The 25,236-nt window shown below is 72.5% G+C and carries 23 protein-coding genes; 14 read left to right on the top strand and 9 right to left on the bottom strand.

The genetic code is table 11. The annotated features are described in order from the left end of the window. Positions 1 to 22: 22 nt before the first annotated feature. Together ABZ154_RS05690 and ABZ154_RS05685 are read right to left on the bottom strand one after the other, a co-directional pair. Positions 23 to 1,015 carry an aldo/keto reductase gene (locus ABZ154_RS05690; protein WP_356829354.1) on the bottom strand — a complete coding sequence of 331 codons (993 nt, stop codon included), beginning with the start codon at positions 1,013 to 1,015 and terminating at the stop codon, positions 23 to 25. Positions 1,016 to 1,155: 140 nt separating this feature from the next. Continuing rightward, a complete protein-coding gene (locus tag ABZ154_RS05685; RefSeq protein WP_356829352.1) occupies positions 1,156 to 2,085 on the bottom strand; it encodes a glycoside hydrolase family 16 protein in 930 nt (309 codons plus the stop codon). Between the two features lie 303 nt (positions 2,086 to 2,388). Here ABZ154_RS05685 and ABZ154_RS05680 point away from each other — a divergent pair, with 303 nt between their 5' ends. After that, positions 2,389 to 2,976, top strand: a complete 588-nt coding sequence (locus ABZ154_RS05680; protein WP_356829350.1) for a DNA polymerase ligase N-terminal domain-containing protein — start codon at positions 2,389 to 2,391, stop codon at positions 2,974 to 2,976. 217 nt (positions 2,977 to 3,193) lie between these two features. Then, on the top strand, positions 3,194 to 3,406 hold the full coding sequence (locus ABZ154_RS05675; RefSeq protein WP_356829348.1) for a twin-arginine translocase TatA/TatE family subunit: 213 nt from the start codon (positions 3,194 to 3,196) through the stop codon (positions 3,404 to 3,406). A gap of 184 nt (positions 3,407 to 3,590) precedes the next feature. Here the strand turns inward: ABZ154_RS05675 and ABZ154_RS05670 are convergent, their stop codons facing one another. Both ABZ154_RS05670 and ABZ154_RS05665 read right to left on the bottom strand, forming a co-directional pair. Further along, positions 3,591 to 4,529: a M56 family metallopeptidase gene (locus tag ABZ154_RS05670; protein WP_356829346.1), complete on the bottom strand. Its 939-nt coding sequence runs from the start codon at positions 4,527 to 4,529 to the stop codon at positions 3,591 to 3,593. Between the two features lie 2 nt (positions 4,530 to 4,531). Continuing rightward, positions 4,532 to 4,987, bottom strand: a complete 456-nt coding sequence (locus ABZ154_RS05665) for a BlaI/MecI/CopY family transcriptional regulator (protein WP_356829344.1) — start codon at positions 4,985 to 4,987, stop codon at positions 4,532 to 4,534. 204 nt (positions 4,988 to 5,191) lie between these two features. Here ABZ154_RS05665 and ABZ154_RS05660 point away from each other — a divergent pair, with 204 nt between their 5' ends. The 3 genes from ABZ154_RS05660 to ABZ154_RS05650 all read left to right on the top strand — a co-directional run bounded on the left by ABZ154_RS05660 (position 5,192) and on the right by ABZ154_RS05650 (position 7,264). After that, the gene (locus ABZ154_RS05660; RefSeq protein ID WP_356829342.1) at positions 5,192 to 5,767 is read left to right on the top strand and encodes a TerD family protein; all 576 of its coding nucleotides are present in this window, start codon (positions 5,192 to 5,194) and stop codon (positions 5,765 to 5,767) included. 71 nt (positions 5,768 to 5,838) lie between these two features. Further along, on the top strand, positions 5,839 to 6,420 hold the full coding sequence (locus ABZ154_RS05655; RefSeq protein ID WP_327216936.1) for a TerD family protein: 582 nt from the start codon (positions 5,839 to 5,841) through the stop codon (positions 6,418 to 6,420). An 85-nt stretch (positions 6,421 to 6,505) separates the two neighbouring features. Beyond that, positions 6,506 to 7,264, top strand: coding sequence for a hypothetical protein (locus ABZ154_RS05650; protein ID WP_356829340.1), 759 nt, complete (start codon positions 6,506 to 6,508; stop codon positions 7,262 to 7,264). On the opposite strand, the gene ABZ154_RS05645 is transcribed toward ABZ154_RS05650, so the two are convergent. The 3 genes from ABZ154_RS05645 to ABZ154_RS05635 form a co-directional block, all read right to left on the bottom strand. Next, a complete protein-coding gene (locus ABZ154_RS05645) occupies positions 7,235 to 7,960 on the bottom strand; it encodes a gamma-glutamyl-gamma-aminobutyrate hydrolase family protein (RefSeq protein WP_356829338.1) in 726 nt (241 codons plus the stop codon). The two genes, ABZ154_RS05650 and ABZ154_RS05645, sit on opposite strands and share 30 nt — an antisense overlap. Before the next feature lie 60 nt (positions 7,961 to 8,020). Beyond that, positions 8,021 to 9,490, bottom strand: coding sequence for an ethanolamine permease (gene eat / locus ABZ154_RS05640; RefSeq protein ID WP_356829336.1), 1,470 nt, complete (start codon positions 9,488 to 9,490; stop codon positions 8,021 to 8,023). 162 nt (positions 9,491 to 9,652) lie between these two features. Beyond that, positions 9,653 to 10,342: an FCD domain-containing protein gene (locus ABZ154_RS05635; RefSeq protein ID WP_356829419.1), complete on the bottom strand. Its 690-nt coding sequence runs from the start codon at positions 10,340 to 10,342 to the stop codon at positions 9,653 to 9,655. Between the two features lie 196 nt (positions 10,343 to 10,538). On the opposite strand from ABZ154_RS05635, the gene ABZ154_RS05630 reads away from it, so the two are divergent. From ABZ154_RS05630 to ABZ154_RS05620, 3 genes are read left to right on the top strand one after another with little or no spacing between them, the layout of a single operon-like run. Then, positions 10,539 to 11,903, top strand: a complete 1,365-nt coding sequence (locus tag ABZ154_RS05630) for a glutamine synthetase family protein (protein WP_356829334.1) — start codon at positions 10,539 to 10,541, stop codon at positions 11,901 to 11,903. Between the two features lie 29 nt (positions 11,904 to 11,932). After that, positions 11,933 to 13,315 carry an aldehyde dehydrogenase family protein gene (locus ABZ154_RS05625; RefSeq protein ID WP_356829332.1) on the top strand — a complete coding sequence of 461 codons (1,383 nt, stop codon included), beginning with the start codon at positions 11,933 to 11,935 and terminating at the stop codon, positions 13,313 to 13,315. Between the two features lie 5 nt (positions 13,316 to 13,320). Next, positions 13,321 to 14,106, top strand: coding sequence for a 3-oxoacyl-ACP reductase (locus tag ABZ154_RS05620; RefSeq protein ID WP_356829330.1), 786 nt, complete (start codon positions 13,321 to 13,323; stop codon positions 14,104 to 14,106). 21 nt (positions 14,107 to 14,127) lie between these two features. On the opposite strand, the gene ABZ154_RS05615 is transcribed toward ABZ154_RS05620, so the two are convergent. Both ABZ154_RS05615 and ABZ154_RS05610 read right to left on the bottom strand, forming a co-directional pair. Beyond that, positions 14,128 to 15,336 carry a helix-turn-helix domain-containing protein gene (locus ABZ154_RS05615; RefSeq protein WP_356829328.1) on the bottom strand — a complete coding sequence of 403 codons (1,209 nt, stop codon included), beginning with the start codon at positions 15,334 to 15,336 and terminating at the stop codon, positions 14,128 to 14,130. Then, positions 15,333 to 15,485 (bottom strand): hypothetical protein, encoded by a 153-nt coding sequence (locus ABZ154_RS05610; RefSeq protein ID WP_356750899.1) that lies wholly within the window; start codon positions 15,483 to 15,485, stop codon positions 15,333 to 15,335. The genes ABZ154_RS05615 and ABZ154_RS05610 overlap by 4 nt, the downstream gene beginning before the upstream one ends. A gap of 187 nt (positions 15,486 to 15,672) precedes the next feature. On the opposite strand from ABZ154_RS05610, the gene ABZ154_RS05605 reads away from it, so the two are divergent. The 6 genes from ABZ154_RS05605 (at position 15,673) to ABZ154_RS05580 (ending at position 25,236) form a co-directional block, all read left to right on the top strand. Next, positions 15,673 to 16,656: a DUF3068 domain-containing protein gene (locus ABZ154_RS05605; RefSeq protein ID WP_356829326.1), complete on the top strand. Its 984-nt coding sequence runs from the start codon at positions 15,673 to 15,675 to the stop codon at positions 16,654 to 16,656. A 268-nt stretch (positions 16,657 to 16,924) separates the two neighbouring features. Continuing rightward, positions 16,925 to 18,094, top strand: coding sequence for a glycosyltransferase family 4 protein (locus tag ABZ154_RS05600; RefSeq protein ID WP_356829324.1), 1,170 nt, complete (start codon positions 16,925 to 16,927; stop codon positions 18,092 to 18,094). After that, the gene (locus tag ABZ154_RS05595; protein WP_356829322.1) at positions 18,091 to 18,819 is read left to right on the top strand and encodes a class I SAM-dependent methyltransferase; all 729 of its coding nucleotides are present in this window, start codon (positions 18,091 to 18,093) and stop codon (positions 18,817 to 18,819) included. The genes ABZ154_RS05600 and ABZ154_RS05595 overlap by 4 nt, the downstream gene beginning before the upstream one ends. Continuing rightward, complete coding sequence (locus tag ABZ154_RS05590; RefSeq protein ID WP_356829320.1) at positions 18,816 to 23,183, top strand: alpha-(1->3)-arabinofuranosyltransferase family protein; 4,368 nt, start codon at positions 18,816 to 18,818, stop codon at positions 23,181 to 23,183. Before ABZ154_RS05595 ends, ABZ154_RS05590 begins: the two co-directional genes overlap by 4 nt. Continuing rightward, positions 23,180 to 24,481 carry a condensation protein gene (locus tag ABZ154_RS05585; RefSeq protein ID WP_356829318.1) on the top strand — a complete coding sequence of 434 codons (1,302 nt, stop codon included), beginning with the start codon at positions 23,180 to 23,182 and terminating at the stop codon, positions 24,479 to 24,481. The genes ABZ154_RS05590 and ABZ154_RS05585 overlap by 4 nt, the downstream gene beginning before the upstream one ends. Continuing rightward, a complete protein-coding gene (locus ABZ154_RS05580) occupies positions 24,478 to 25,236 on the top strand; it encodes a class I SAM-dependent methyltransferase (protein ID WP_356829316.1) in 759 nt (252 codons plus the stop codon). Before ABZ154_RS05585 ends, ABZ154_RS05580 begins: the two co-directional genes overlap by 4 nt.

Genomic DNA, 25,236 nt, shown 5'->3' with positions numbered 1-25,236 from the left:
GTCCCGCTCGCCCGGCCGCCGGTCACCAGCGGTCGTGGACCTCCGCGCGGATCGACCGGTCGTACAGCTCCCGTACGGCGTCAAGCGTGGACTGCGGCAGCGGCGGCAGGGAGGCGGCCGCCGCGTTGGCGCGGGCCTGTTCCACCGAGCGTGCGCCGGGGATGACGCTGGTGACGCCCGGCTGCTGGACGATCCAGCGCAGCGCGGTCTGGGCGGGGGTGGCGCCCTCGGGGGCCAGTTCGGCGAACTCGGCCGCGGCCTCGATCCCGGTCGCGTAGTCGATGCCGGAGAACGTCTCGCCCTGGTCGAACGCCTCGCCGTGCCGGTTGTACGTACGGTGGTCGTCGGGGCCGAAGACCGTGTCCTTGGTGTACTTGCCGGAGAGCAGTCCGGAGGCGAGCGGGACGCGCGCGATGATGCCGACGCCCGCCGCGGCGGCCGCCGGAAGGACCTCGTCCAACGGCTTGAGGCGGAACGGGTTGAGGATGATCTGCACGCTCGCGACGCCGGGCCGGGCGATGGCGGTCAGCGCCTCGGCGCAGGTCTCGACGCTCACCGCGTAGGCGGCGATCCGCTGCTCGTCGACAAGGGTGTCCAGGGCGTCGTAGACGGCGTCGGAGGAGTAGACGCCGCTGGGCGGGCAGTGCAGTTGTACGAGGTCGAGTGTGTCGGTCCCGAGGTTGGCGCGGGAACGGTCGTTCCAGGTACGGAAGTTGTCCAGGACGTAGTTCTCCGCCACCTGGTCGGCGCGGCGGCCCATCTTGGTGGCGACGAAGACGTCCGCGTCGGGACGGTTCTTGAGGTAGCGGCCGATGAGCTGTTCGCTGCGGCCGTCCCCGTACACGTCCGCGGTGTCGAAGAAGGTGACGCCGGAGTCGACGGCCGCGTCGAGGACGTCGAAGGCGTCGCTCTCCTCGACCTCTCCCCAGTCGCCTCCGAGCTGCCAGGTGCCCTGTCCGACGACCGAGACGTCACGGCCGGTCCTGCCGAGTGTGCGCTGTTCCATGAGGATCATGCTATTCCGCTTTCCGGGTCCGGTGGGCGGCGGCAGGAGCACCTGTTCCGCCGCCCACCGCCGCGGGCCGCCCTGGAAGCCGAGAAGGCGCCGGCGGATCGCGTCCCTCGTCCGTGCGGACCGCCACCAGTCGTCGGTGGTCAGCCGTTGGCGGTCACGCGGACGTAGTCGACGACGAGTTGTGCCGGGAAGACGGTGGAGCCGTCGGGGTCCCCGGGCCAGGAGCCGCCGACCGCGAGGTTGAGGATGAGGAAGAAGGGCTTGTTGAACACCCACTCGTTGCCGCCCAGGTCGGCGGGGGTGCGCCGCTGGAAGACGTTGCCGTCGACGGACCAGGTGATGGAGTCCGGCGCCCAGTCGACGGCGAAGGTGTGGAAGTCGTCGGCGAACACGGCCCCGTTCGGCAGGGTGTACCCGGCGCCGACGCCCTCGGCGCCGGAGTAGCCGGGTCCGTGCAGGGTGCCGTGGACGGTGCCGGGCTCGAAGCCGACGTTCTCCATCACGTCGATCTCACCGCTCTGCGGCCAGCCGACGTTGCCGAAGTCGTCGCCCAGCATCCAGAACGCGGGCCACATGCCCTGCCCGCGCGGGACCTTGATCCTGGCCTCGACGTGCCCGTAGGCGGCGGCGAACCTGCCCGCCGTGTTGAGCCGGGCGGAGGTGTACTCGCAGGTGCCGTACCAACACCGGTAGTCGCCGGGGTTCTCCTTACGGGCGGTGATCACCAGGTTGCCCTGGCCGTCGAGGGCGGCGTTGTCGTTGCCCCCGGTGTAGAACTGCCGCTCGTGGTTGTTGACGTTGTCGCCGGTCTCCAGCTGCCACTTGGAGCCGTCGACGGCCGCGCCGGCCGGTCCGTCGAAGTCGTCCTCGAAGGAGAGGGCCGCCGGGCCGGGGGCGGGGGCGGATCCGGGGGCCGCGGAGGCGCCGCCGGGCAGGGTGGCGAGGACGGCGGAGCAGCAGAGCAGGGAGGCCGCGTAGAGCGCGGTGCGGCGGCGCCGGGAGCGGGGGCGTACGGCGGCGGTGCCTGGGTCTTGGGTACGTACGGCGTGGCGCGGAAGGCGCACGGTCATCACATCACTTCGTGGGGGGCAGGTGCATGACAGATCGACACCGAGAGGTGAACGGTTGGGGCGAACACCTCGGGCGCATATTTCAATCCTTGATTTAAGGGAGCGCCGCAGGAGCCGTCAACAACCTGGTCCGGACCGGAGAGCGAACGGACTGCGCCAGCGGCATATGCGCACGAAGGCAGTGGGTCCCGCCGTGCGGTTCGCTCCGGGCGGCGGCAGAGTGGAATGACCGACCCGGCGGCGCGGCCGGACCGCACCGGCCGGCGTGGCGCGACCGGGTGGTGCGAGCGGAGGGAGCACGGCATGCGGAACGACGGCGTACCGCGGCCCCGTCTCGACGGCGTACCGCGGCCTCATTTCGTCGTGCAGATCCATGACGCGCGGCGCATGCACTTCGACTTCCGCCTGGAGGTCGACGGCGTACTCAAGTCCTGGGCGGTCCCCCGCGGCCCGTCGGAGAATCCGAGCGACCGCCGCCTCGCCGTCGAGACGGAGGACCACCCACTGGAGTACCGCGAGTTCGAGGGAGTCATCCCGCAGGGCGAGTCCGGCAGCGGCACGGTCATCGTCTGGGACCAGGGGACCTACGAGCCACTGGGCCACGACGGGGAGGGCGAGGCCGTCCCCTTCGCGGAGTCGCTCGCCCTCGGCCATGCCACGTTCTGGCTCCACGGGTCCAAACTGCACGGCGAGTTCGCGCTCACCCGCTTTCGGGTGGGCGACGAGCCGGAGAGCGGCGGCCAGGAGGCATGGCTGCTGATCAAGGCCGACGACCGCCTCGCCGTGCGCGATCGACCCGGCTCGCCGGACCCGTACCACGCCCGGTCCGCCCGTACGGGACGGACGCTGCACCAGGTCGCTGGGGCGGCGGAGCGGGAGGACGGGGACTAGGACTCTCCCGCGCCCGGGCCCTAGGTCCGCTCACGTGCTCCTGCCCGAGTCCCGGCCGAGTGTCCTCACCGCCATGCGCACCACGTCCGGCAGCGGGTCGGAGAGCAGGACCATCACCTGTGAACTCATGCTCTACAGCCCTGTAGATTGCCTTCTGCCGGCCCGTCAGGGATCCGGATGACTCCTCGTCCAGTCCGCTCCAGAGAAAGCAGCAACCATGTTCGGAATCGGTGAGCTCACTCTCCTTCTCCTGGTGATCGTGGCGGTGCTGGCCGTGAAACGGCTTCCCGATCTCGTGCGGTCGGCCGGAAAGGCCGCGCGCATCCTCAAGAGCGAGAAGCAGGCGCTCAAGCACGGGGACGGCGGCGCGCCCCAGCCGTCTCCTCGCGTGATCCGCGGGGAGACGGCCGAGCGCGACACCGCTCCCTGAGGCGCCCCCTCCAAGGCGCCGTCGGGCGCACGGAGAGCCGTCGGGGGCCGCCCGGAGAACGGCAAGGCCCTGGTGCCGGTGTGGCCGGATTCCAGCAGGCAGGTCCGGGGGGCTGCGAGAACTCCCCCGGCCCCGCCGGCATTGCGGTGGGCCGGGCTCGCGGCGGCCTCGTCCCGGCCAGGACCTACAGCGGCGTCGTCGCCGCCTCCAGCACGAGGAAGAGCGCGACGGCCGCGTTGAGCGCGGAGAGCGCCGAGACGGTGGTACCGGCGGCGGCGACGAACGCCGCGGCGCCGGCCGGGGTGAGCGCGGGCGGCCAGCCCCGGTCCGGCGGCACCGGGCCCAGCAGCGCGGCAACCCTGCGGGGCACCGGGCCCGCGGCGGCGAAGCCCGCCGCTGCGGCGGCAGCGGGGCCGGGAGCGGAGATGAGCGCCGCCTTGCCGACCGCGCGGGCCGTCAGCCTGCGGTCGCCGGTGACCCGGGCCGCCTCCTCGTCCGCCCAGCGCTCCGTGGAGTAGACGAGGGCCGCCCGCAGTGGCCGCAGCAGCGGGTTGACACACCCGGCCAGCCGGGTCGCGAGCAGCAGCCGGTGGTGGCGGCCGTCCAGATGGGCCCGTTCGTGGGCGAGCAGCGCCCGGCGCTCCGCCGGGTCCAGGGCGGCGAGCATGGCGGTGGAGACCATGACCCGGCCCGGGGAGCCGGGCAGCGCGTAGGCGTACGGCACGTCGTCGGGCAGGACGGCGAGGTCACCCCCACCCGGCAGGCGGGCGAGCGTGCGGTGGGCACGGGCGCGGAAGCGGTAGTGGCGGTGGACGGTGAAGCCGCAGGCCACCGTGACGGCGACGAGCGCGAGGATGGACGCCTTGCCGGCGAAGGCGTCCTGCGGGACGGCGTCCCGCACCTCTTCGTCGGACCAGCCGTCGGGCAGCGGGTTGCCGGGCAGCTGCGCGGTGCCGACCACCACCAGCAGTCCGAGACAGAGCAGGCTGCAGGAGGCGAGGATCACGGCGACGGTGGTCAGCAGGCGTGCGGCTCTCCGTGGGTGCAGGTGCTGCTCGGCCAGCCGTGCGATCGGCAGCGCGGTCAGGGGCAGGACCAGGGGCAGATACACGAAGACGCCCATCGTCAGCCCTCCGGCCGGTCCGTCGGCGCCGCGCCGGGTCCACCGGGGCCGCCGGGGCCGCCCCCCGGGCCGCTCTCCGCGAGCAGCGAGCGCAGCAGCTCCTCGTCGTCCGCCGACAGGACGGAGACGAAGCTGGAGAGCACCGCGTCCCGGTCGCTCTGCTTGTCGAGGAGGCGGCGCATCCGCAGCGCGGCGAGGCCGGCCTCGTTCGCCACGGACTGCCACAGGACGGGGCGCCCCGGCCCGGTCCGGGTGACGGCCTGCTTGGCGTGCAGCCGGGTCAGGATGGTGATGACGGTGCTGTACGACAGGCCGCTGCCGAGCCGCTGAAGCACCCAGGCGGCGGTCACCGGTTCGGTCGCCTCGCCCAGCACGGACAGCACCTGGGCCTCCAGCTCGCCCTGGCCCCGCCTGCGGGCAGGCGATTCCCGTTCGTCACCGGCTCCTTCGGTGTCCACCGTCCGGCTCCCCTCTCGCTCTGCTTCCCTCTGCTGCCCGGTCCCTGCCGTTCATCCGCCGGGCGCCGGGAGATCGTATCCAGCCGCCGGCCCTCGGGTGACACCGCCGACGGCTTCCCACCGGGTCCGGAAAATCTACAGTGTTGTAGATTTTGCGGGGGTGCCGCAGAGTGGCCGCACCGTCACGACACAAGGGAGAACACCATGGGCGTGAGCCTGGCCAAGGGCGGAAATGTCTCGCTGACCAAGGAGGCTCCGGGGCTGACCGCGATTCTCGTGGGCCTCGGCTGGGACGTCCGTACGACCACCGGCACCGACTACGACCTCGACGCGAGCGCGCTGCTCTGCGACGAGTCGGGCAAGGTCCTCTCCGACCAGCACTTCGTCTTCTACAACAACCTCAAGAGCCCGGACGGCTCGGTCGAGCACACCGGCGACAACCTCACCGGTGAGGGCGAGGGGGACGACGAGATCGTGAAGGTCGACCTCTCCGCGGTACCGGCGCCCGTCGCCAAGATCGTGTTCCCGGTCTCGATCCATGACGCGGAGGGCCGCGGCCAGAGCTTCGGCCAGGTCCGCAACGCCTACATCCGCGTGGTGAACCAGGCGGGCGGCGCGGAGATCGCCCGTTACGACCTCAGCGAGGACGCCTCCACCGAGACGGCGATGGTCTTCGGCGAGCTGTACCGGCACGGCGCCGAGTGGAAGTTCCGTGCGGTCGGGCAGGGTTACGCCTCCGGGCTGAGCGGCATCGTCGCCGACTTCGGCGTCGGTCTCTGACCTCACCGGTCCCCGGCCTCGCTCCACCGGCCCGGACACACCACCTCACCGAAGTCATCGAAGGCGGAAACATGACGATCAACCTCTCCAAGGGCCAGCAGGTCAGCCTCACCAAGTCCGGCGGCGGCGAACTCGGCGTCGTACGGATGGGGCTGGGCTGGAAGTCCGCGCCCCGCAAGGGCTTCCTGGCCCGGCTCACCGCCCGCGACATCGACCTGGACGCCTCGGCCGTGCTCTTCGCGGGCAAGGACCCCCAGGACGTGGTCTTCTTCCAGCACCTCACCAGCGACGACGGTTCGGTCCAGCACACCGGCGACAACCGGGTCGGCGGTGCGGGCGAGGGCGGCGACGACGAGTCCATCGTCGTCGACCTGCGGCGCGTGCCCGTCCAGGTCGACCAGATCATCTTCACGGTGAACTCGTTCACCGGCCAGACCTTCGAGGAGGTCGAGGCCGCCTTCTGCCGTCTGGTCGACGAGAGCACCGGACAGGAGCTGGCGCGGTACACCCTGACCGGCGGCGGGCGGCACACCGCGCAGATCATGGCCAAGGTCCAGCGGGCCGGTTCGGGGTGGCAGATGACCGCCATCGGCGCCGCGGCCGACGGGCGCACCTTCCAGGACCTGATGCCCGCCGTCGCCCAGCACCTGTAGCAGCGCCGTCACCACGGCTCGGGGGCCGCAGCACTTCTGCGGAGGCCCTGCGGCCCCCACAGCGACACATCGATCGAGGAACAGTATGGGCACGCCTTCCCGGCTCGGGGACGAGGACAGATCCGACTACGCGAGGGTGCTCGACGAGGTGCTCGCCTCGGCGGAGATCTTGCGGCTGCTGGAGCGATCCGGCGTCAGCAGCGGTCAGTTGCGCATCCGGGCTCTGGCCGCGGCCCCGGAAACGGTCCACGCCCACGCGGCGGAGTACCGGGCGTACACCGCCCTGCGGCGCGAGCTGCACGGCCGGCGCGGCGACGGTGGCCCTGCTCCCCTGTCGGGGCCGGGGCACCAGGAGCGGCCGGGCGCCGGAGCCCTGGCGGTCCTCGGGGTGCTGACCCCGATCCTCGCCGCCGTCGCCGCGGCGACCTTCCTCCTGCTGGGATACGGGCTCCGCCTGACCGGCAGCATGGCGGCCCTGGCCGACACCCTCGTCCGGGTCGGCTGGGTCAGTCTGGCCATCGCGGCGGCCACCGCCCTGATCAGCCTCGTCGCCGTCTACCGCACCGCCGCCCTCCGGCCGGCGCCCGGCTCACCGCCCGGGGTGAACCGTGCGGCCGACCTCGACCGCGCCCGGGAGACCTGGCGCACCGCCCTGCGGGACAAGGCGATCCGCCCGTTCCTGCTCGGGGAGCTCGCCGAGGCGGGGCCGGGGGCGGCGCCCGGCGGCTCGCGCTTCACCCCGCCCGCCTACGCCGGCCCCGACTTCACCAGCCCCGGCTTCTCGGGACCCGGTCACGGGACTCCCGGCACCGGATCATCCCAGCTGCCCGACACCCGGCGCTGACACGCGCGAGCGGCGGCGGGCCGCGTCGACGAGGGCGGCCATGACGCGGGGGTCGTCGCCCATCTCCGGGTGCCACTGGACGCCGAGCACCAGGCTCTCTCGGCCCGGGAGTTCCAGCGCCTCCACCGTGCCGTCGGGGGCGTGGGCGGAGGCGATCAGGCCGGTGCCCAGGCGGTCGACGGCCTGGTGGTGGTAGGCGGGCACCGTGGTCCGCTCCGGGACGGCCGCCGCGTACGCCGTGCCGGGCACGGGGTCCACCGGGTGGCCGCCGAAGACGGCGTGGCCGCCGGTGTGGCCGTCCAGGTGCTGGTGCAGGGTGCCACCGAGGGCGACGTTCAGCAGCTGCATGCCCCGGCAGATGCCCAGCAGGGGCACGTGGAGCTCGATCGCCGCCTCGATCAGGGCGAGTTCCCAGGCGTCGCGCTCGCGGGCCGGAGGTCCCGTACGGGGGTCGGCAGTGGCGCCGTAACGTGCCGGCTCGACGTCCGCTCCCCCGGCGATCACCACCCCGTCCAGGGCGGCCACGGTCTCCCGGGCCGCGTCCACGGCCTCGTCCGGCGGCAGCAGCACCGCGAGTCCGCCCGCCGCCCGGACCAGGCGGGGGTAGGCGGCGGGCAGGAGCACCGCGGGCATCTCCCAGACGCCCCAGCGTGCCGGGTCCTGGTATGTGCTGATGCCGATGACGGGCCGGGACATGGAACGGCTCCTTCGGTTGTCTCGTGGCGGCCCGTGGCGGCCCGTGGGACGGCAACGCCTTCAGTCGCGCCTGAGTTCGGCCTCCGCCGCCGCCAGTGCGGCGAACTCCTCCTCCGGAGCCGCCGCGACCAGCCGGTGGCGGCTGTAGAAGGCGAAGTAGGCGAGCGCCACCACGTACACACCGAGCGCGATGAACGCCGCGTCCCGGTCCACCAGGAAGGTCGCCACCAGCGCCGAGCATGCCAGGACGAAGGCGACCGACGAGGTACGCGCGCCGCCCGGGGTGCGGTAGGGCCGGGGCAGTTCCGGCTCGCGGCGGCGCAGCACGATGTGGGACAGGGCCATCAGGGCGTAGCTGATGGTCGCCCCGAGGACGGCGACGTTCAGCATCCGGCCGCCGTTGCCGCTCCAGGCGGCCAGGGTGAAGCCGATGATGCCGGGGATCAGCAGGCCGAGGTAAGGGGACTTGCGGCGGTTGGTGAGCGAGAGGAAGCGAGGCAGGTAGCCGGCCCGGGAGAGGGCGAAGAGCTGGCGGGACCCGGCGAAGATGAGGGAGAAGAAGGAGGCCACCAGGCCCGCGAGGCCCGCGTAGTTGACGAAGCGGCTCAGAACGGTCGGCTCTCCGCTGCCCTGCAGGGCGACCACGAGCGGGTTCCCGGCCTCCTTGATGGCGTCGGCGCCCTGGGCGCCGGTCGCGGAGACGAAGGTGATGAGGGCCAGGAAGACCAGCACGGCGAGCGAGATGGCCAGCGCCTTCGGCATCGAGCGGACCGGGTCCTTGGCCTCCTCGGCGGCGAGCGGTACGCCTTCCACCCCGAGGAAGAACCACATGCCGAAGGGGAACGCAGCCCAGATGCCGAGGAGTCCGTACGGCAGCCAGGAGTTGGAGCCGAAGGCGGTGGGGTCGGCCGGGATGTCGTTGAGGCGGTCCGCGTCGAACTCGGTGAACGCGCCGACGGCGAAGATCAGCAGGGCGGCCACCGCGATGGCGGTCACGATCAGGCTGAAGCGGAGGGCCTCGCCGACGCCCCAGAGGTGGATAGCGATGAAGATCGCGAAGCAGGCGAGGTAGACCGGCCAGCCGGAGGTCAGCCCGAACAGGCCGAGCGATTCGACGTAGTCGCCGATGAACAGGGAGATGGCGGCGGGGGCGAGGATGTACTCGATGAGGATGGCCGTACCGGTCAGGAAGCCGCCCCAGGTGCCGAGCGCGCGCCGGGCGAAGCCGTAACCCCCGCCCGCGGTCGGCAGGATGGCGGAGAGTTCGGCCAGTGCGAAGACCAGACAGGCGTACATGACGCCCATCAGGACCATGGCCACCGCGAGTCCACCGAAGCCGCCCTTGGCGAGGCCGATGTTCCAGCCCGAGAAGTCGCCGGAGACGACGTAGGCGACGCCCAGGCCGGTCAGCAGCAGCCAGCCCGCGCTGCCCCGGCGCAGGGTCCGACGGTGCAGGTACGCGGCCGTGCCGTTCGCCCCCGGGCCCGCGGAATCGGGTGGTCCGGCAGGTGTTTCGGTTCCCTGAGCCATGAGGCGCTCCAGATGTCTGTCGACGTCGTCGATGGAACTGCTTCGATCAAAGGTTCGTCGGCACACCTTTGTGGAACGTCTGCGCGCATGGCAAGGGGCCTGCGTCAAAGAGTGGTTACGGATTCGCCTCCCCCGGGGCGTACAGGCCGGTTCCCGGACGCCTCAGACCAGGAAGCCCCGCAGCAGCGCCGCCGTGCCGGCGCAGTGTTCGCGCATCATCTCGCGCGCCGCCTCCGCGTCCCGGTCGAGCACGGCCTCCACGACGGCCGCGTGCTGCTGCTGGGAGTGCTCCAGGTTGCGCACCAGCAGGGGGATGCAGTCCAGGAGTTCGTTGAGGGTGGCGCGCACGGAGGCGTACCGGTCGGCGAGCGAGCGGGAGCCGGAGAGTTCGGCGAGGGTGAGGTGGAGCAGGGTGTCCTGGCGGCGGTAGTCCTCCAGCCGGGCGCCCTGGGTGGCTTCGAGGGCCGCTCGCAGCCGGGCGGCTCCGTCGTCCGCGAGCCCGTCGGCGCAGAGCCCGGCAGCCCCGCTCTCCAGCACCTCACGGAAGCGCAGGGTGTCCTCCACGTCGACGGCCGCCACCCGGCGCCGCAGCTCGTCGCTGCCGTCGGCGGCGGTGGCGCGCGGCAGGACGAACGTTCCGCCGTAGCGGCCGCGCCGGCTCTCCACCATGCCCTGGTCCTGGAGGACCTTGAGCACCTCGCGCAGGGTCACCCGGCTGACCCCCAGGTGCTGGGCGAGCTCGCGCTCGGCGGGCAGTCGGTCGCCGGGCGGGACGAGGCCGAGGCGGAGCAGCTGCAGGACCTGCTCGAGGGCCTCCTCGAAGCCGTTGCCCGCGCGGACGGGGCGCAGCAGGGAGACCGGCGGCCCGGAGCCGAACTCCGCGGCCTCCCCGGCCGCCGTCTCCTCGCGGTCGGTCCGGGGCGCGGTGTCCGCCGTCACCGGAGGGGTGCCGCCGGTTCTCCTTCTGGTGACCACTCGCGGATTCCCTTCCCAAGCAATGGTTCTCTGTCATACCTTAAGCCTCCCGGTTCACCCAAGGAGGAATCCCGTGGCAGACCGCACACCCCCGCTCACCGTCGACGAGCTCCGCTCACGTGTCGCGGACGGGTCGATAGACACTGTGGTGCTGGCCTTCCCCGACATGCAGGGCCGGCTCCAGGGGAAGCGGTTCGCGGCCGGTTTCTTCCTCGACGAGGTGCTGGAGCACGGTACCGAGGGCTGCAACTACCTGCTGGCCGTGGACACCGAGATGCGGACCGTCGACGGTTATGCGATGTCGTCGTGGGAGAACGGCTACGGCGACTTCGGCATGGTCCCCGACCCCGCCACGCTCCGCCCGGTCCCCTGGCACGAGGGCACCGCGCTCCTGATCGCCGACCTCGCCTGGCACGACGGCAGCCCGGTCGTCGCGGCGCCACGCCAGATCCTGCGGCGTCAGCTGGACCGGCTGGCCGCGCTCGGCTACACGGCGCAGGTCGGCACGGAGCTGGAGTTCATCGTCTTCCGGGACAGTTACGAGGAGGCCTGGGACCGCGACTACCGCGGGCTCACCCCGGCCAACCAGTACAACATCGACTACTCGATCCTCGGCACCAGCCGGATCGAGCCGCTGCTGCGCCGCATCCGCAACGAGATGCAGCAGGCAGGGCTGACCGTCGAGTCCGCCAAGGGTGAGTGCAATCCCGGCCAGCACGAGATCGTCTTCCGCTACGACGAGGCGCTGACCACCTGCGACCAGCACGCCGTCTACAAGACCGGCGCGAAGGAGATCGCGGCCCAGGAGGGTGTCTCGCTGACCTTCATGGCCAAGTACGACCAGCGCGAGGGCAACTCCTGCCACATCCATCTCTCGCTCACCGACGAGAACGGCGAGAACGTGATGGCCGGCGACGGCCCGGACGGCATGTCCGAGCTGATGCGCCACTTCCTGGCCGGTCAGCTCGCCGCCCTGCGCGACTTCTCCCTCCTCTACGCGCCCAACATCAACTCCTACAAGCGCTTCCAGCCCGGCTCCTTCGCCCCCACCGCCGTCGCCTGGGGCGTCGACAACCGCACCTGCGCCCTGCGGGTCGTCGGCCACGGCCGATCGACGCGCTTCGAGAACCGGCTGCCCGGCGGCGACGTCAACCCGCACCTCGCCGTGGCCGGGCTGATCGCGGCCGGTCTGCACGGGGTCGAGCACCGGCTGCCGTTGCCCCAGGCGTGTACGGGCAATGCCTACACCGCGGCGTACGACCAGGTGCCGACGACCCTGCGCGAGGCGGCCGAGCTGTGGGAGGCCAGCCCCATCGCGAAGGAGGCGTTCGGCGAGGAGGTCGTCGCGCACTACCTGAACATGGCGAAGGTCGAACTCACCGCCTACGACTCCGCTGTGACCGACTGGGAGCTGCGCCGCTCCTTCGAACGCCTCTGACCACCCCCGCTACCGATCGAGGTCCGTACGTGTCCCAGCCCACCCTGGATGTCCTCAACCCGGCGACCGCCGAGGTCATCGCCACCGTGCCCGCCGCCTCGGCCGCCGACGTGGAGGCGGCCGTCGTCCGCGCCGCCGCCGCGCAGCGCCCCTGGGCGGCCACCGCGCCCGCGGACCGGGCGAGGCTGCTGCGCCGCTTCGCCGTCGTCGTCGACGAACACATCGAGGAACTGGCCCAGTTGGAGGTCCGGGAAGCCGGCCACACCATCGGCAACGCCCGCTGGGAGGCGGGCAACGTGCGTGACCTCCTCGACTACAGCGCGGGCGGCGCGGAGCGGCTGCTCGGCCGGCAGATCCCGGTGGCGGGCGGCATCGACTTCACGATCCTGGAGCCGCTGGGCGTCATCGGTGTCATCGCTCCCTGGAACTTCCCGATGCCCATCGCCGCCTGGGGTCTGGCCCCGGCGCTCGCCGCGGGCAACGCCGTCCTCCTCAAGCCGGCCGAGACGACCCCGCTGACCGCTCTGCGGCTGGCCGAACTCGCCCTGGAGACAGGTCTTCCCGAGGGGCTGTTCCAGGTGCTGCCCGGTGAGGGTCCGGTGGCAGGAAGCGCCCTGGTGGACCATCCGGGCGTCGCGAAGATCGTGTTCACCGGCTCCACCCGCACCGGGAAGCACGTCATGACCCGGTGCGCGGAGCGCGTGAAGCGCCTCACCCTGGAACTCGGCGGCAAGAGCCCGAACATCGTCTTCGCCGACGCCGATGTGGAGGCAGCGGCGGCAGCCACCCCGATGTCCTTCCTCGACAACGCGGGCCAGGACTGCTGCGCCCGGACCCGGATCCTGGTGGAGCGGTCCGTGTACGACCGGTTCCTGGAGCTGCTCGTCCCGGCCGTCGCCGCCGTGGTGGTGGGCGACCCGGCCGACGAGAAGACGCAGATGGGACCACTCATCTCGGCCCTCCAGCTCGACCGGGTGCGGGGCTTCACCGACGGCGTACAGGAAGCCGACGGCGTGACTGCCATTCTCGGCAACGCTCCTGAGGGGCCCGGGTTCTGGTATCCGCCGACCGTGCTCGCCGGGGTCGCGGCCGGCGCTCCGGTGGCCGTCGAGGAGGTCTTCGGGCCGGTCGCGGTGGTCCTGCCGTTCGACGGCGAGGAGGACGCCCTGCGCCTGGCGAACGCCACCGAATACGGGCTGGCCGGATCGGTCTGGTCCCGGGACATCGGGCGCGCGCTCCGCGTCGGCCAGGGACTGCGGGCGGGCAATCTCTCCGTCAACTCGCACTCCAGCGTGCGCTATTCGACCCCGTTCGGCGGCTACAAGCAGTCGGGACTGGGCCGTGAGCTCGGTCCCGACGCCCTGGCCGCCTTCACCGAAACCAAGAACATCTTCATCAGCACGGAGGCCTGAGCACCATGAACGACACTTCTTCCGTCTGCCGCCGCCTGGTCGGCCGCGCCGCCGTCGTCACCGGAGCCGGCAGCGGCATCGGCCTGGCCACCGTACGGCGGCTGGCCGCCGAGGGCGCCCTTGTCGTCTGCGCCGATGTGGACGAGGTGAGCGGCAAGGCCGCCGCCGAGGAGGCGGGCGGGCTCTTCGTCCGTACCGACGTCACCGACGCCGGGCAGGTCGACGCCCTCTTCAAGGCGGCGTTCGACACCTACGGTTCGGTCGACATCGCGTTCAACAACGCGGGGATCTCGCCGCCGGACGACGACTCCATCCTGGAGACCGGCCTCGAGGCCTGGCGCCGGGTGCAGGAGGTCAACCTGACCTCCGTCTACCTCTGCTGCAAGGCCGCCATCCCGTACATGCGCACCCGGGGCAAGGGCTCCATCATCAACACGGCCTCGTTCGTGGCCCGGATGGGGGCGGCGACCTCGCAGATCTCGTACACCGCGTCCAAGGGCGGGGTGCTGGCGATGTCGCGTGAACTGGGGGTGCAGTTCGCGCGCGACGGCATCCGCGTCAACGCGCTCTGCCCGGGGCCGGTCAACACCCCTCTGCTCCGGGAGCTGTTCGCCAAGGACCCGGAGCGGGCCGCACGGCGGCTGGTGCACATCCCGGTCGGCCGGTTCGCCGAGCCGACGGAGATCGCCGCCGCCGTGGCGTTCCTGGCGAGCGACGACTCCTCGTTCGTCAACGCGACGGACTTCCTGGTGGACGGCGGGATCGCCGGGGCGTACGTCACCCCCGTCTGAGCCGGCACGCGCAGGCGGCCGCTACCCCGCCCCCTGGGCCGGTGCTCCCCTCAGCCGCTGCGAGCGGAGCACCAGCAGCATCTCGAAGCGCTGGTCGGGGTCGTCGATCGCGTCCCCCCACAGCTCGCGGATCTGGCGCAGCCGGTAGCGCGCCGTCTGCGGGTGGACGCCGAGGCGCTGGGCCACCTCGGGCGCGCCGCCGGGCGTCTCGATCCAGGCCAGGAGGGTCTCGGCAAGCCGCTTCGCCGCGGTCGGGCCGAGGCCGTCCAGCGGGGCGAGGCAGCGGCGGGCGGCCGCGTCGATCAGCTCCCGGGACGGCAGGAGCACCAGTTCCTCCGTGCGCTCGGTGCAGTGCAGCACCTCGCCCTGCGGCAGCAGGTTCTTCTTGATCAGCTGGACCGCGGTCTCCGCCCAGCGCAGGGAGGTCGCCGCCGCGGCCAGCGGCACCGACGGGCCGATCGCGCCGGACCAGCCGGCGGTGGCCCGGCGCAGGGTGTCCGCCCGGCCCGCCGTCTCCGGGTCGGGGATGACGATGCGCGGCTGCTCACTCTCCATCTCCAGCAGAACCCCCTGTCCCACCGCCGGGGCCACGGCCTCCCGGGCGGGGCGCATCAGCACGCCCACCGCGATGGTCTCCGGCAGCTCCCAGCCGACGCGGGCCGCCCGCTCGGCGAGCATCCTGGCCGAATCGCCGCGGGGCTCCACCAGCAGGAGGTCGATGAGCTGGCGCTGGAGGCGCAGCCGTTCGCTGGCGCGGCGGGCCGCCGCCTCGGCGTAGCCCAGTACCGACTGTTCCACGAGGCCGTCCAGATACTCGAACCCCGATTCGGCCAGCTCGTACATGGCGGGCGCGGCGATGTCGACCTGCTGGCCGATCTCGGCGAACCTGCGCCACGTGAGCCGGACCCCGAGCCGGTAGATGGCCTGGAGCGAGTCGAGGCTGCGGCCGTGCAGCCCCTCGCCCCGGCCGAATTCCTGGAACACCTCCGGCGGCACGCGGGGGTCGGCGGCGCCTGCGCCGAGGTGGCGTACGAACCCCTCGATGGCGCGACGGATCCCCACGAGGGCCATCGGCTCGCCGGACTCGTCCTCGACCAGCTGGAGGTAGGGGTAGTCCTGCCGGATCTCGGTGAGGATCGTCTGGGCGATCTCCGGTGCCTCGGCCAGGGCGATGGAGGCGAACCGCTCCACCTTCGACCGGGGTACCTCCTGCCAGGCGCGAGGCGTCACGAGCCCGCCGGCGCGGTGTCGTAGCTGATCAAAGGCGTGTTCGGCTGCTCGGGCGTGGCGTCGAGCAGGGCCACGATGCCGAAGGCGGCACCGAAGGCGAGCGCTGCGGCCACCAGGGTGGTGGCGGCAGCGGCGATGAGTCTGCGCATGATCGGGTCAGCTCCTAGCTGGAGTCGATCCCTACTCCGTGATGGCCGGGCCCCTCCGGCTGGCACACAGTGTCGACAGTCCATTGACATTCCGTCAAGGGCTTGCTTACTGTTCACGCCAATCAAGGGCTGACCGGCCCGGGGCCCGTGCACCTCCCGCGAAGAGATTCGACCCAGGAGTGCCCGGATGCGCCGCAATGCTTCACCTCTGTCACTGTTTCTGCTGGGTGCAGGGGTCTTTCTGCTCGTACTCGCGCCCCTGCTCGTCTGGTATGTCCAGCCGCAGGCGAAGCGCACCCCCATAGACATCGACACCACCACGGTCTTCACCGGGACCGGCAGCTACTTCGACACCTCGAAGGTGAAGACGGTCGAAGGCAAGGAGATCACGATCACCCGCCAGGTGCGCGGGGACGTGGCCGACAGCCTCAAGAGCGGCAACGCCGTGTGGGACGTCTCCACATCCGTCGACCACGAGGGAACCCTGCCCGCCTCCGACCCGCGCGACGCCCTCCAGTGGACCGTGGAGCGCTGGGTGACCGACCGGTCCACCAACGAACCGGTCCACTGCTGCGAGGAGACCCCGGCCTTCGACGGGGAGGCGTATCTGAAGTTCCCCTTCGATGTCGAAAGACGTGCTTACCGCTGGTGGGACGGCGCCCTCGGCGGCGTCGTACGGCTCGACTACGCAGGCAGGAAGAGGGTGCAGGGGTACGAGGGGTACCTGTTCAAGGGGACGGTCGAGCCGACCCGCACCGGCGTGCGCCAGGTGCCCGGCGTGCTCGTGGGCAAGCCCCGTACACCGCAGATCCTCGCCGAGGAGTGGTACTCCAACAGCGGCATCGAGCTCGTCGTGGACCGGCGCACCGGGCGCATCATGAACGCGGCGATCGGCCCGAAGAAGACGCTGCGCGCGCCGGGCTCCTCGAAGGACGCCGTCACGCTGCTGGAGAGCAAGCGGGTCGAATTCACCAAGGAGACCCAGCTCAAGCAGGTGGAGCTGGCGTCGGCGGACAGCGACCGGCTGGCGCTGCTCTCGGGGACCGCGCCGGCCGGGGCGGTCGGAGTGGGGCTCGTACTCGCGACCGTGGGCATCGTGCTCGTCGTCCGGGGGCGCAGGACGGAGCCGGAAGCCCCGAATACTCACATGATGACGAACTCGCCCACCTGAGTTACCGGCAAGTTGTCGCATCGGTGAGTAGCCGAGGGCGTAGCCGTACCGAAAACTGTCTATCCCCACCACTGCACGGCCCCCGGTCTCTCATCCCTTGTTCGCGCGCCCCACAGCCGCGTTCTCCGCTTTCGTACCCGAATCCGCTCGTCCCGCTCCCGTAGTGCCCCAGCCCCTCCCCTTTTTCCTTCCGTCCCTTCTCCGTCCCTTCTCCGTGTTCTTCAAGCCCCGCCCGCGTCCCCCGCCCCCGAGCCGAGTTGGAGCACCCATGCCCCAGCACGTACCTCCCCCGCTGCTTCCCGCAGCCGCGCCGCAGGGTCAGGGCCCGGTCTCCCCCAGGATTCCCGCCTCCCCGAGACGCATCGTCTTCCTCGCCCACCGCGACCTGGGCAACCCGGCCGCGGGCGGCTCCGAGCTGCTCATCGACCAGCTCGCCCTCGGCCTCACCGAACGGGGCCACGACGTCACCCTCCTCTGCGGCGGACAGGCCGCGCGCCGGCCCTACCGGGTCGTCTCCGCGGGCTCCCAGCTGGGGCACTACCTCGGCGCGCGCTCCGCGTTCGCCCGGCAGGTCGGCAGCTGTGACCTGCTGATCGAGGTCTGCAACGGCATGCCGTACCTGGCGCCCCTGTGGCACCGCGGTCCGACCGTGTGCCTGGTCAACCACGTCCACACCGATCTGTGGGAGATGAGGTTCCCGGCGCCGGTGGCCCGCGCCGGGCGACAGCTCGAACACTGGGCCCTGTCCCGGGCCTACCGGGACCATCTGATGATCGCCGTTTCGCCGTCCACCGCGGGCGCCCTGCGGGAGCTGGGCGTTCCGGACGAGCGGATACGGCTGGTGAACAACGGCGTCCAGGATCCGCTGCCGCAGAGCGAACGGTCCGCGACCCCGCTCTTCCTGGCGCTCGGCCGGCTGGTCGACTACAAGCGCATCGACCTGCTGCTCCAGCTCTGGGAGCGGGTACGGCCGGTCACCGGTGGCCGCCTCGTGATCGTCGGTGACGGTCCCGAGCGGGAGAAGCTGGAGCGGCTCGCCGGCCTGGATGTGGAGTTCGCCGGGCATGTGTCCGAGGCGGAGAAGCACCGGCTGCTGTGCGCGTCCTGGATGCTGCTGCACCCGGCGGCCGTCGAGGGGTGGGGACTGGTCGTCACGGAGGCCGGGACCCGGTCGACGCCGACCCTCGGCTTCGACGTCCCCGGACTGCGCGACTCCGTCGAGGACGGGGTCACGGGCATCCTCGCCCGGGGCGAGTCGTCCTTCGCCGCGGCCTGGTGCGCGCTGGCGCTCGACGAGGAGCGCCGCGAGGCGATGGGCAAGGCGGCGCGCGAGCGGGCCGCCGCCTACCGGTGGAGCAGCAGTGTGACCCAGCTGGAGGCCGTGGCCGCCGAGGCGATCAGCGGTACGCGGTCCTGGCCGACGGGTGCCCGCTCGTGAAAGACCCGTCCTTCCGCCGCTCCCTCACCCTGTTCCGCGCCTTCCTCCGCGAGGAGGAGGACCCGGTCACCGTGTACACCCTGCTGGCCAGGGACGCGGCGGACCAGGTCGAGCGGTACGTACCGCTGCAAGGGAAGGTCATCGTCGACGTCGGCGGTGGCGACGGCTACTTCACCCGGGAGTTCCGGCGGCGCGGCGCGCAGAGCTATCTCTTCGAGCCGGACCGCGGTGAGCTGCGCACCAGGCCGGCCGAGGGGCCGCGGGACACGGTCGTCGCCGACGGCTATCTGCTGCCCCTGGCGGACGGGGCGGCCGACGTCGCCTTCTCCTCCAACGTGCTGGAACACGTCGCGGACCCGCACACCTTCATCAGCGAGATGGCGCGCGTCACCCGTCCCGGCGGGCTGATCTACGTCTCGTTCACCAACTGGTACTCGCCGTGGGGCGGCCACGAGTGGGCCCCCTGGCACTACGCCGGCGCCGAGCGCGCCCGCGCCCGCTACGAGCGGCGCACGGGCCACCCGGCCAAGCACCGCCTCGGCGAGAACCTCTTCAGGATCGGCGTCGGCCCGACGCTGCGCCATGTGCGGGGCCGCACCGACGTGGACGTGGTGTCCGCGCGGTCGCGGTACTGGCCGGTCCTGCCCGAACTCGTTACCCGGGTGCCCGGACTGCGGGAATTCGCCACCTGGAACCTCCTCCTCATTCTCCGGCGGTGTTCATGACCAGCGCAGTCCACCTCCCACCCCACCAGGCCCCGGACGGCGGCGACCCACCGCCCGGCAGACCGGTCGAAGAACCGGCGGCGCCCCGTTCGCGGCGTTGGCTGCTGGGGTTCTGGGCCACGGTGTTCGTGGCGTTCCTGGCGGTGTCGCCGGGACGCATGACCTTCGACACCAAGCTCGGGGTCGTCGTGGATCCCGGGCGGTTCCTCGGCGACCTGGGCGAGCTGTGGCACAGCAGGTCCGGCTTCGGCGGGATCACCGACCAGTACATCGGCTACCTCGTGCCGATGCTGCCGTACTACGGCCTGGCCGATCTGCTGCGGGTGCCGACCTGGCTCGCCGAGCGGCTGTGGCTCTCGCTGATCGTGGCGGCCGCCTTCTGGGGCGCGCTGCGGCTGGCGGAGCGGCTGCGCGTGGGCTCCTCGGCCACCCGGCTGCTCGGCGCGCTCGTGTACGCGCTGTGGCCGACGTACACCATCGTCGTCGGCTCGACCTCCGCCGCCGCCCTGCCCGGCGCGCTGCTGCCGTGGGTGCTGCTGCCGCTGACGGACCCGCGGCTCGCGCCGCGGATCGCCGCGGCCCGTTCCGCGCTGCTGATCCCGCTGATGGGCGGGGTGAACGCGGCGTCGACGCTGGCCTCGCTGCTGCCTGTCGGGCTCTATCTGCTGTCCCGGCCGGCCGGTCCGCGCAAGCGGGCGCTGCTGCTCTGGTGGATCCCGGGCGTGATCCTCGCGACCGCCTGGTGGATCGTTCCGCTGCTGCTGCTGGGCACCTTCGGTGAGAACTTCATGCCGTACGTGGAATCGTCGTACACCACGACGACGACCATGTCGGCGACCGAGGTGCTGCGCGGCGCGGGCAACTGGGTCGGCTATCTGAACTTCGGCGAGCCGTGGCTGCCCGCCGGGTGGACCGTCGCCACGGCGACCGTCACCATCCTGGGCTCGGCGCTGGCCGCCGCCCTGGGGCTGGCCGGTCTGGCGCGGCGCGATCTGCCGGAGCGCCGCTGGCTGGTGCTGACCGTGCTGTCCGTCGCGCTCGTCACGCTCGCCGGGTACGGCGGTGCGCTGGGCGGTCTCTTCCACGGGACCGTGCAGGAGTGGCTGGACACCTGGCTGGTGCCGTTCCGGAACATCTACAAGTTCCAGACCGGTCTGGCCCTCGCCCTGGCGCTCGGCCTGGCGCACATCGCCGCCGTGGCCTCGCTGCGGCTCGGCCGCGACGAGCGGGTGCCGGTGCGGGCACGCCGGCTGGCTCCGGTGATCGCCGCCGTGCTCGTGCTGCCCGGCTTGGCCTGGCCGTACGTCAACGGGTCGATCCTGCAGCCCGGCTCGTTCAAGGAGATCCCGGACCACTGGTCGAAGGCCGCGGGCTGGCTGAAGGAGAACTCGGCCGACGACCGGGCCCTCGTCGTCCCCGCCACCGCGCACGGCATCTACACCTGGGGCTCGACCATCGACCAGCCGCTGGACGTGCTGGCCGACACGCCGTACGCCCAGCGCGACTACGTCCCCTTCGGCACGCCGGGCAACCGGCGGGCGATGGACGCGGTCGAGCAGGCGCTGACGTCCGGGGGCCAGGTGCCCGGGCTGAGCGAGTACCTGAACCGGGCGGGGCTGCACTACGTCGTGGTCCGCAACGACCTGGACCCCGACCAGCTGGGGTACGTCCCCACCACCACGGTCAAGCGGACGCTGGAGGCGTCCGGCTACCAGCGGGTCACCGGCTTCGGACCGGTGATGACCGGCGGCCGCATAGCCAACGACACGCCCGTGCAGATCGAGGGCCTCTACCCGCGCCAGGAGGCGGTGGAGATCTACGAGCCGCCCACCGGCACCGAGCGGCCCGGCCGGGCGGGCATCGCCCCCGTCTCCTCGACCGCCGTCGTCAGCGGCGGCCCGGAGTCCCTGCTCCCGCTCTCCGCGAGCGGCGCCCTGGAAGGCCGGCCCACCGTGCTGGCCGGCGACGCCCACCCGGGCGTGGGGAAGCCGTCGCTCTACGCGGCGGGCGACGGACTCCGTCGCGCCGACACCCGGTTCGGCCTGGTCAACACCAATACGTCCCACACCTATACGGCCGACGAGCGCAACGCGCCCGAGTCGGAGCAGGACCCGGGTGCGGCGCCGCGCCAGATCCTGCCGACTTCAGGGAAGGAGCACCAGACCACGGCGGTGCTGCGGGGCGCGAAGTCGGTGAGTGCGTCGTCCATCGGCAACTGGCTGTTCCATCTGCCGCAGTACGACCCGGCCAACGCTTTCGACGGCAATCCGGACACCGCCTGGGCGGAGGGCTCCGCGGCCTCCCCGAAGGGCGAGTGGGTACGGATCGACTTCTCCGGTGCGCAGGAGCTTCCGGGCTCGTTGCGGCTCACCCCGCTGCCCAGCGGCAACGTCCGGGCGGCGGCGACCGAGGTGCGCGTCGAGACGGACCGCGGCCACAAGGACAGCCCGATCCGCCCCGACGGCTCCCCGCAGGAGGTGGCCGCGCCCGCCGGGCCGGCCTCGTGGCTGAAGGTGACGATCCTCAAGTCCCAGCAGGGACGCCCCGGTCTGACCGGCGCCGGGTTCACCGACATCGCCGTCCCCGGGGTGCAGGTCACCCGGATGCTGGAGTTGCCCTCCGACGCACCGCGTGAGGGCGCCGACTCGACGGTCTACTCGCTCAAGCGCGGCAGCGACCCGGGCGGGCTCTCCGCCGTGGCCGCGGAGACCGGGCTGCACCGCCAGTTCACGGTGGGGCAGGCCGGCCGGTACACGGTCGCCGCGAGCGCGGTGCCCGTGCCGGGCGAGGCGCTGGACAAGCTGTTGTTCGACCTGACGGGCAAGCGCGACAAGATCCTGGTCAGCGCCGACTCGACGGCCCGCCTCGGCACCAGCCTCAGCGCGCGCAACCTGACGGACGGCGACCTCACCACCGCGTGGATCGCGGGCGACCGTCCCGTACTCCATCTGTCCTGGCCGGAGAAGACCCAGATCGGCGAGATCGTGTTCGCGGCGGCCGGCGGGATCTCCACCCGGCCCGAACAGGTCCAGATCAGCTCGCCGGACGGCACGGCGGTGGCGGCGGCGGACGAGAACGGCATGGCCCGCTTCTCGCCCATCACCACCGACAAGATGGACATCACCATCTCGCGCCAGGCACCGCTCACCGTGCACAACCCTTTCGCCGGCGGCCAGTTGCAGCTGCCGGTCGGACTGAGCGAGGTCTACATCCCGGCGCTGGACAAGTTCCGCTCGCCGCAGCCCGCTCCGGAGAAGAAGTTCAGCCTGCCCTGCGGTCAGGGGCCGGTCCTCTCCGTCGGCGGCACGCTGATGGAGACCAGGGCCGAGGGCCGGATCAGGGACCTGACACAGCGTCGGCCCATCGCCGTCTCGCTCTGCTCCGAGCGGTCCGAGGTGGAGCTGGGCGCGTCGACCCACACCGTGGAGGCCGGCGACGCCGGTCCGCTGGCCATCACCGACGTCACGCTGTCCACCGGAGAGACGAAGGCCCCGCAGGCCACCGCCCGGACGGTCGACGTCAAGAAGAGCGACGGTGACCGGCGCACGCTGACGGTCGGCGCCGGAGAGGCCTCGTACCTCCAGCTCCACGAGAACCACAACAAGGGCTGGAAGGCCACGCTGGACGGCAAGGAGCTGACGCCGCTGCGGACCGACGGCTGGCAGCAGGCGTGGCTGGTCCCCGAGGGCGAGGGTGGCACGGTCACCCTGGAGTACGAGCCCGCGCTGATCTACCGGGCCGGGCTGATCGGGGCCGGGGTGCTGTTCCTGGTCCTGGTGGGGCTCGCCTTCGTACGCCGCCGGGGCTCCGGCCCGTCGGAGGGGTCGCACGAGAGTGCGTACGAGGGTCCGTACGCGGCTGAGTCGGTGCCGCCGGCTCCCGGCCTGATCCTGGGCACCGTGGCGCTGACCCTGGTGGGCATCGTCATCGCGGGACCGGTCGCCCTGGTGGTGCCCGTGCTCGCCGTACTCGCCCACTCCCGCCCGTCGTTGCTGGCGCCGGTCGCCTTCGCGGCGATGGCCGGGGCCGGGTTGGTCGTGGCCGTCAGCACCGGAGAGTTCACCGCCATCGGGAAGGGCGCCTTCGGGGGTACGGCTCAACTCCTCGCGCTGATCGCCCTGTTCGCCGCGCTGGTCACGGTCGGGTCCGCCCCGAGCAGGGGCAGGCGACGGGCCGTCCGGACTACGGAGCCCGTGGCCGCGACAGCCGGCGACGGGGACGGGGACCCGACGATCCCGCAGCAGGCGGCGCAGCCGTCCGGCCGGACCCTCTCCGCCGACGCCAAGAGGCCGCACACCGACCCGCCCGCGCGCGGTCCGGGCGGCCCCACGGCACCACCCGGCAGCGGAGGACCCATCGGATGACCGCCACGCATCCCGCCCGGCCGTACGCGGCCGGGCGGCTGCCCCGGGTGCCGTTCCCCGTCGTCGACGAGGTGGACCGGCACTGCGCGCAGGACGCCGAGCCGAGCACGATCCACATCGAGATCCATCTGCCCGGCCGGGTGGAGGAGGACCGGCTGCGCGCCGCGTTCGCCGCGTCGCTGGCGCGGTATCCGCGGGCGCTGATGCGGGAGCGGCCGCGCGGCCCCCTCGCGCGGCGGTACGAGTGGGAGCTGACGGACGCTCCGGACCGGGACCCGGTCACCTTCCCGCCGTCCGCGCCCGGGGCACTCGACCGGGCGCGGGCGGCGTCCCTCGGCCTCGCCCCGCCGCTCACCCTCTCCCCTCCGCTGCGGGTCGAGGTGGTCGAGGAGCCCGGCAGGGAGGGGTGTGTGCTGGTCTTCACCGTGCACCACACCGCGCTGGACGGGCCCGCCTGTCTGCGGCTGGCGGCGACGGCCGCCGAGATCTACAGCGGACGGTCCGCTCCCGAGCCGTCCGCCCCGGCCCGTCCGGCCTCCGCACCACCGCCCCGGCATTCCGGGCCCTCCGCCCTCACCCGGCCGGCCCGGGTGGCGGCGGGCAGCCCGGGGGCGGCGCCGGGCAACGGGCAGCTGCTGGCCGAACTGCCGGTGCCCCGGCGGGAGCCGGGCGCGCCCTACACGGTGAACGACCAGCTGATGGTGGCCACCGCCCTGACGGTGGCCGCCTGGAACCGGCAGCACGGGGCGGCCGAGCGGCCGCTGCGGATCACCATGCCGGTCGACGACCGCACCCGGGGCCCGGAGATGCCGATCGGCAACGGCACCCGGCTGGTCGAGGTCGGCTTCGACGCGGCGGAGGTGGCGTCCGGCAGGGACATCGCCGGGCTGCTGCGCCTGACCGCCGAGCGCACCCGCGCCCTGAAGGCACAACCGCGACCGCAACTGGGCCGCTCGACCTCGCTGTTGACCACCCCGCTGCTGCCGGTCGCCCTGCGTGCGGCATACACCCGGGGGCTGCGGGTGCTGGCGGGGCCGTGGACCTCGACGACCCTGCTCAGCAACATCGGCCGGATCCCCTACCCCTTGGACTTCGGCGACGCGGGGAGGTCCAGCGCCCTGTGGATCTCCGCGCCGGCCCGGCTGCCGAGGGGGCTGACGTTCACCACCGCGTCCACGAACGGCCGGCTGCACCTGGCCCTGCGCTGGTCGCGGACCCTGCTGGGCGACGCGGACGGCGAGACGCTGCTCGGCCTGTTCACCCGTCATCTGGCCGCGACATCCCCGGAGGCCCCATGACCGGCACCGCGCCCCTCTCGCAGGGGGCCGACGCCCCTGTCTCCGCTCCCCCTCCCGGGCTGCGGGACTTCTACGAGAACCCGGCCGTCCCCGTGGCGTCCGGTGACGGGCGCAGCCGACGCCAGGCGCGGCTGCTGGCCGACGCCCTGGACGCGCCGGGCCAGGTCATCGTGGACGTGGGGTGCGGCGACGGGTCGGCCGCCGCCACCGCCGCGCCGATCCTCACCGGGCACCGGCTGATCGGCGTCGACTGGTCGCAGGACGCGCTGCGCCGGGCCCGTCCCCGGATGGGCTCGGTGGTCCGGGGCGAACTGGAGCACGGCGGGCTGCCGCTCGCCGACGGGTGCGCGGACGCGGTGCTGTTCAGCGAGATCGTGGAGCACCTCGTCGACCCGGACCAGGCGCTGGACGAGCTGCGGCGCATCCTGAAGCCCGGCGGCCACCTCATGCTGTCCACCCCGAACCTGGCCGCCTGGTACAACCGGGCGCTGCTGCTGGCCGGGGTGCAGCCGGTGTTCTCCGAGGTCAGCCTGCGCGGGATCCACGGCCGCCCCGGCTCCGAGGTGGTGGGCCACCTCCGGCTCTACACCGCCCGTGCGCTGCGCTCCTTCCTGACGGCCTCCGGCTTCGAGGACGTGAAGATCACGGGCGCCCCCTTCCACGGCGTGCCGCGTCCGCTGCGGCTGGTGGACAGGGCGGCGTGCGCGGTGCCGGGTGCGGCATCCATCCTGCTGGCCCACGCGCGGCGGCGATAG

Origin of the sequence: Streptomyces sp. NPDC006261 (assembly GCF_040613515.1) — a bacterium.
GTDB lineage: Bacteria > Actinomycetota > Actinomycetes > Streptomycetales > Streptomycetaceae > Streptomyces.
Note: the sequence above shows the minus strand (reverse complement) of the source record. Positions and strands in the feature narration are given on the sequence as shown.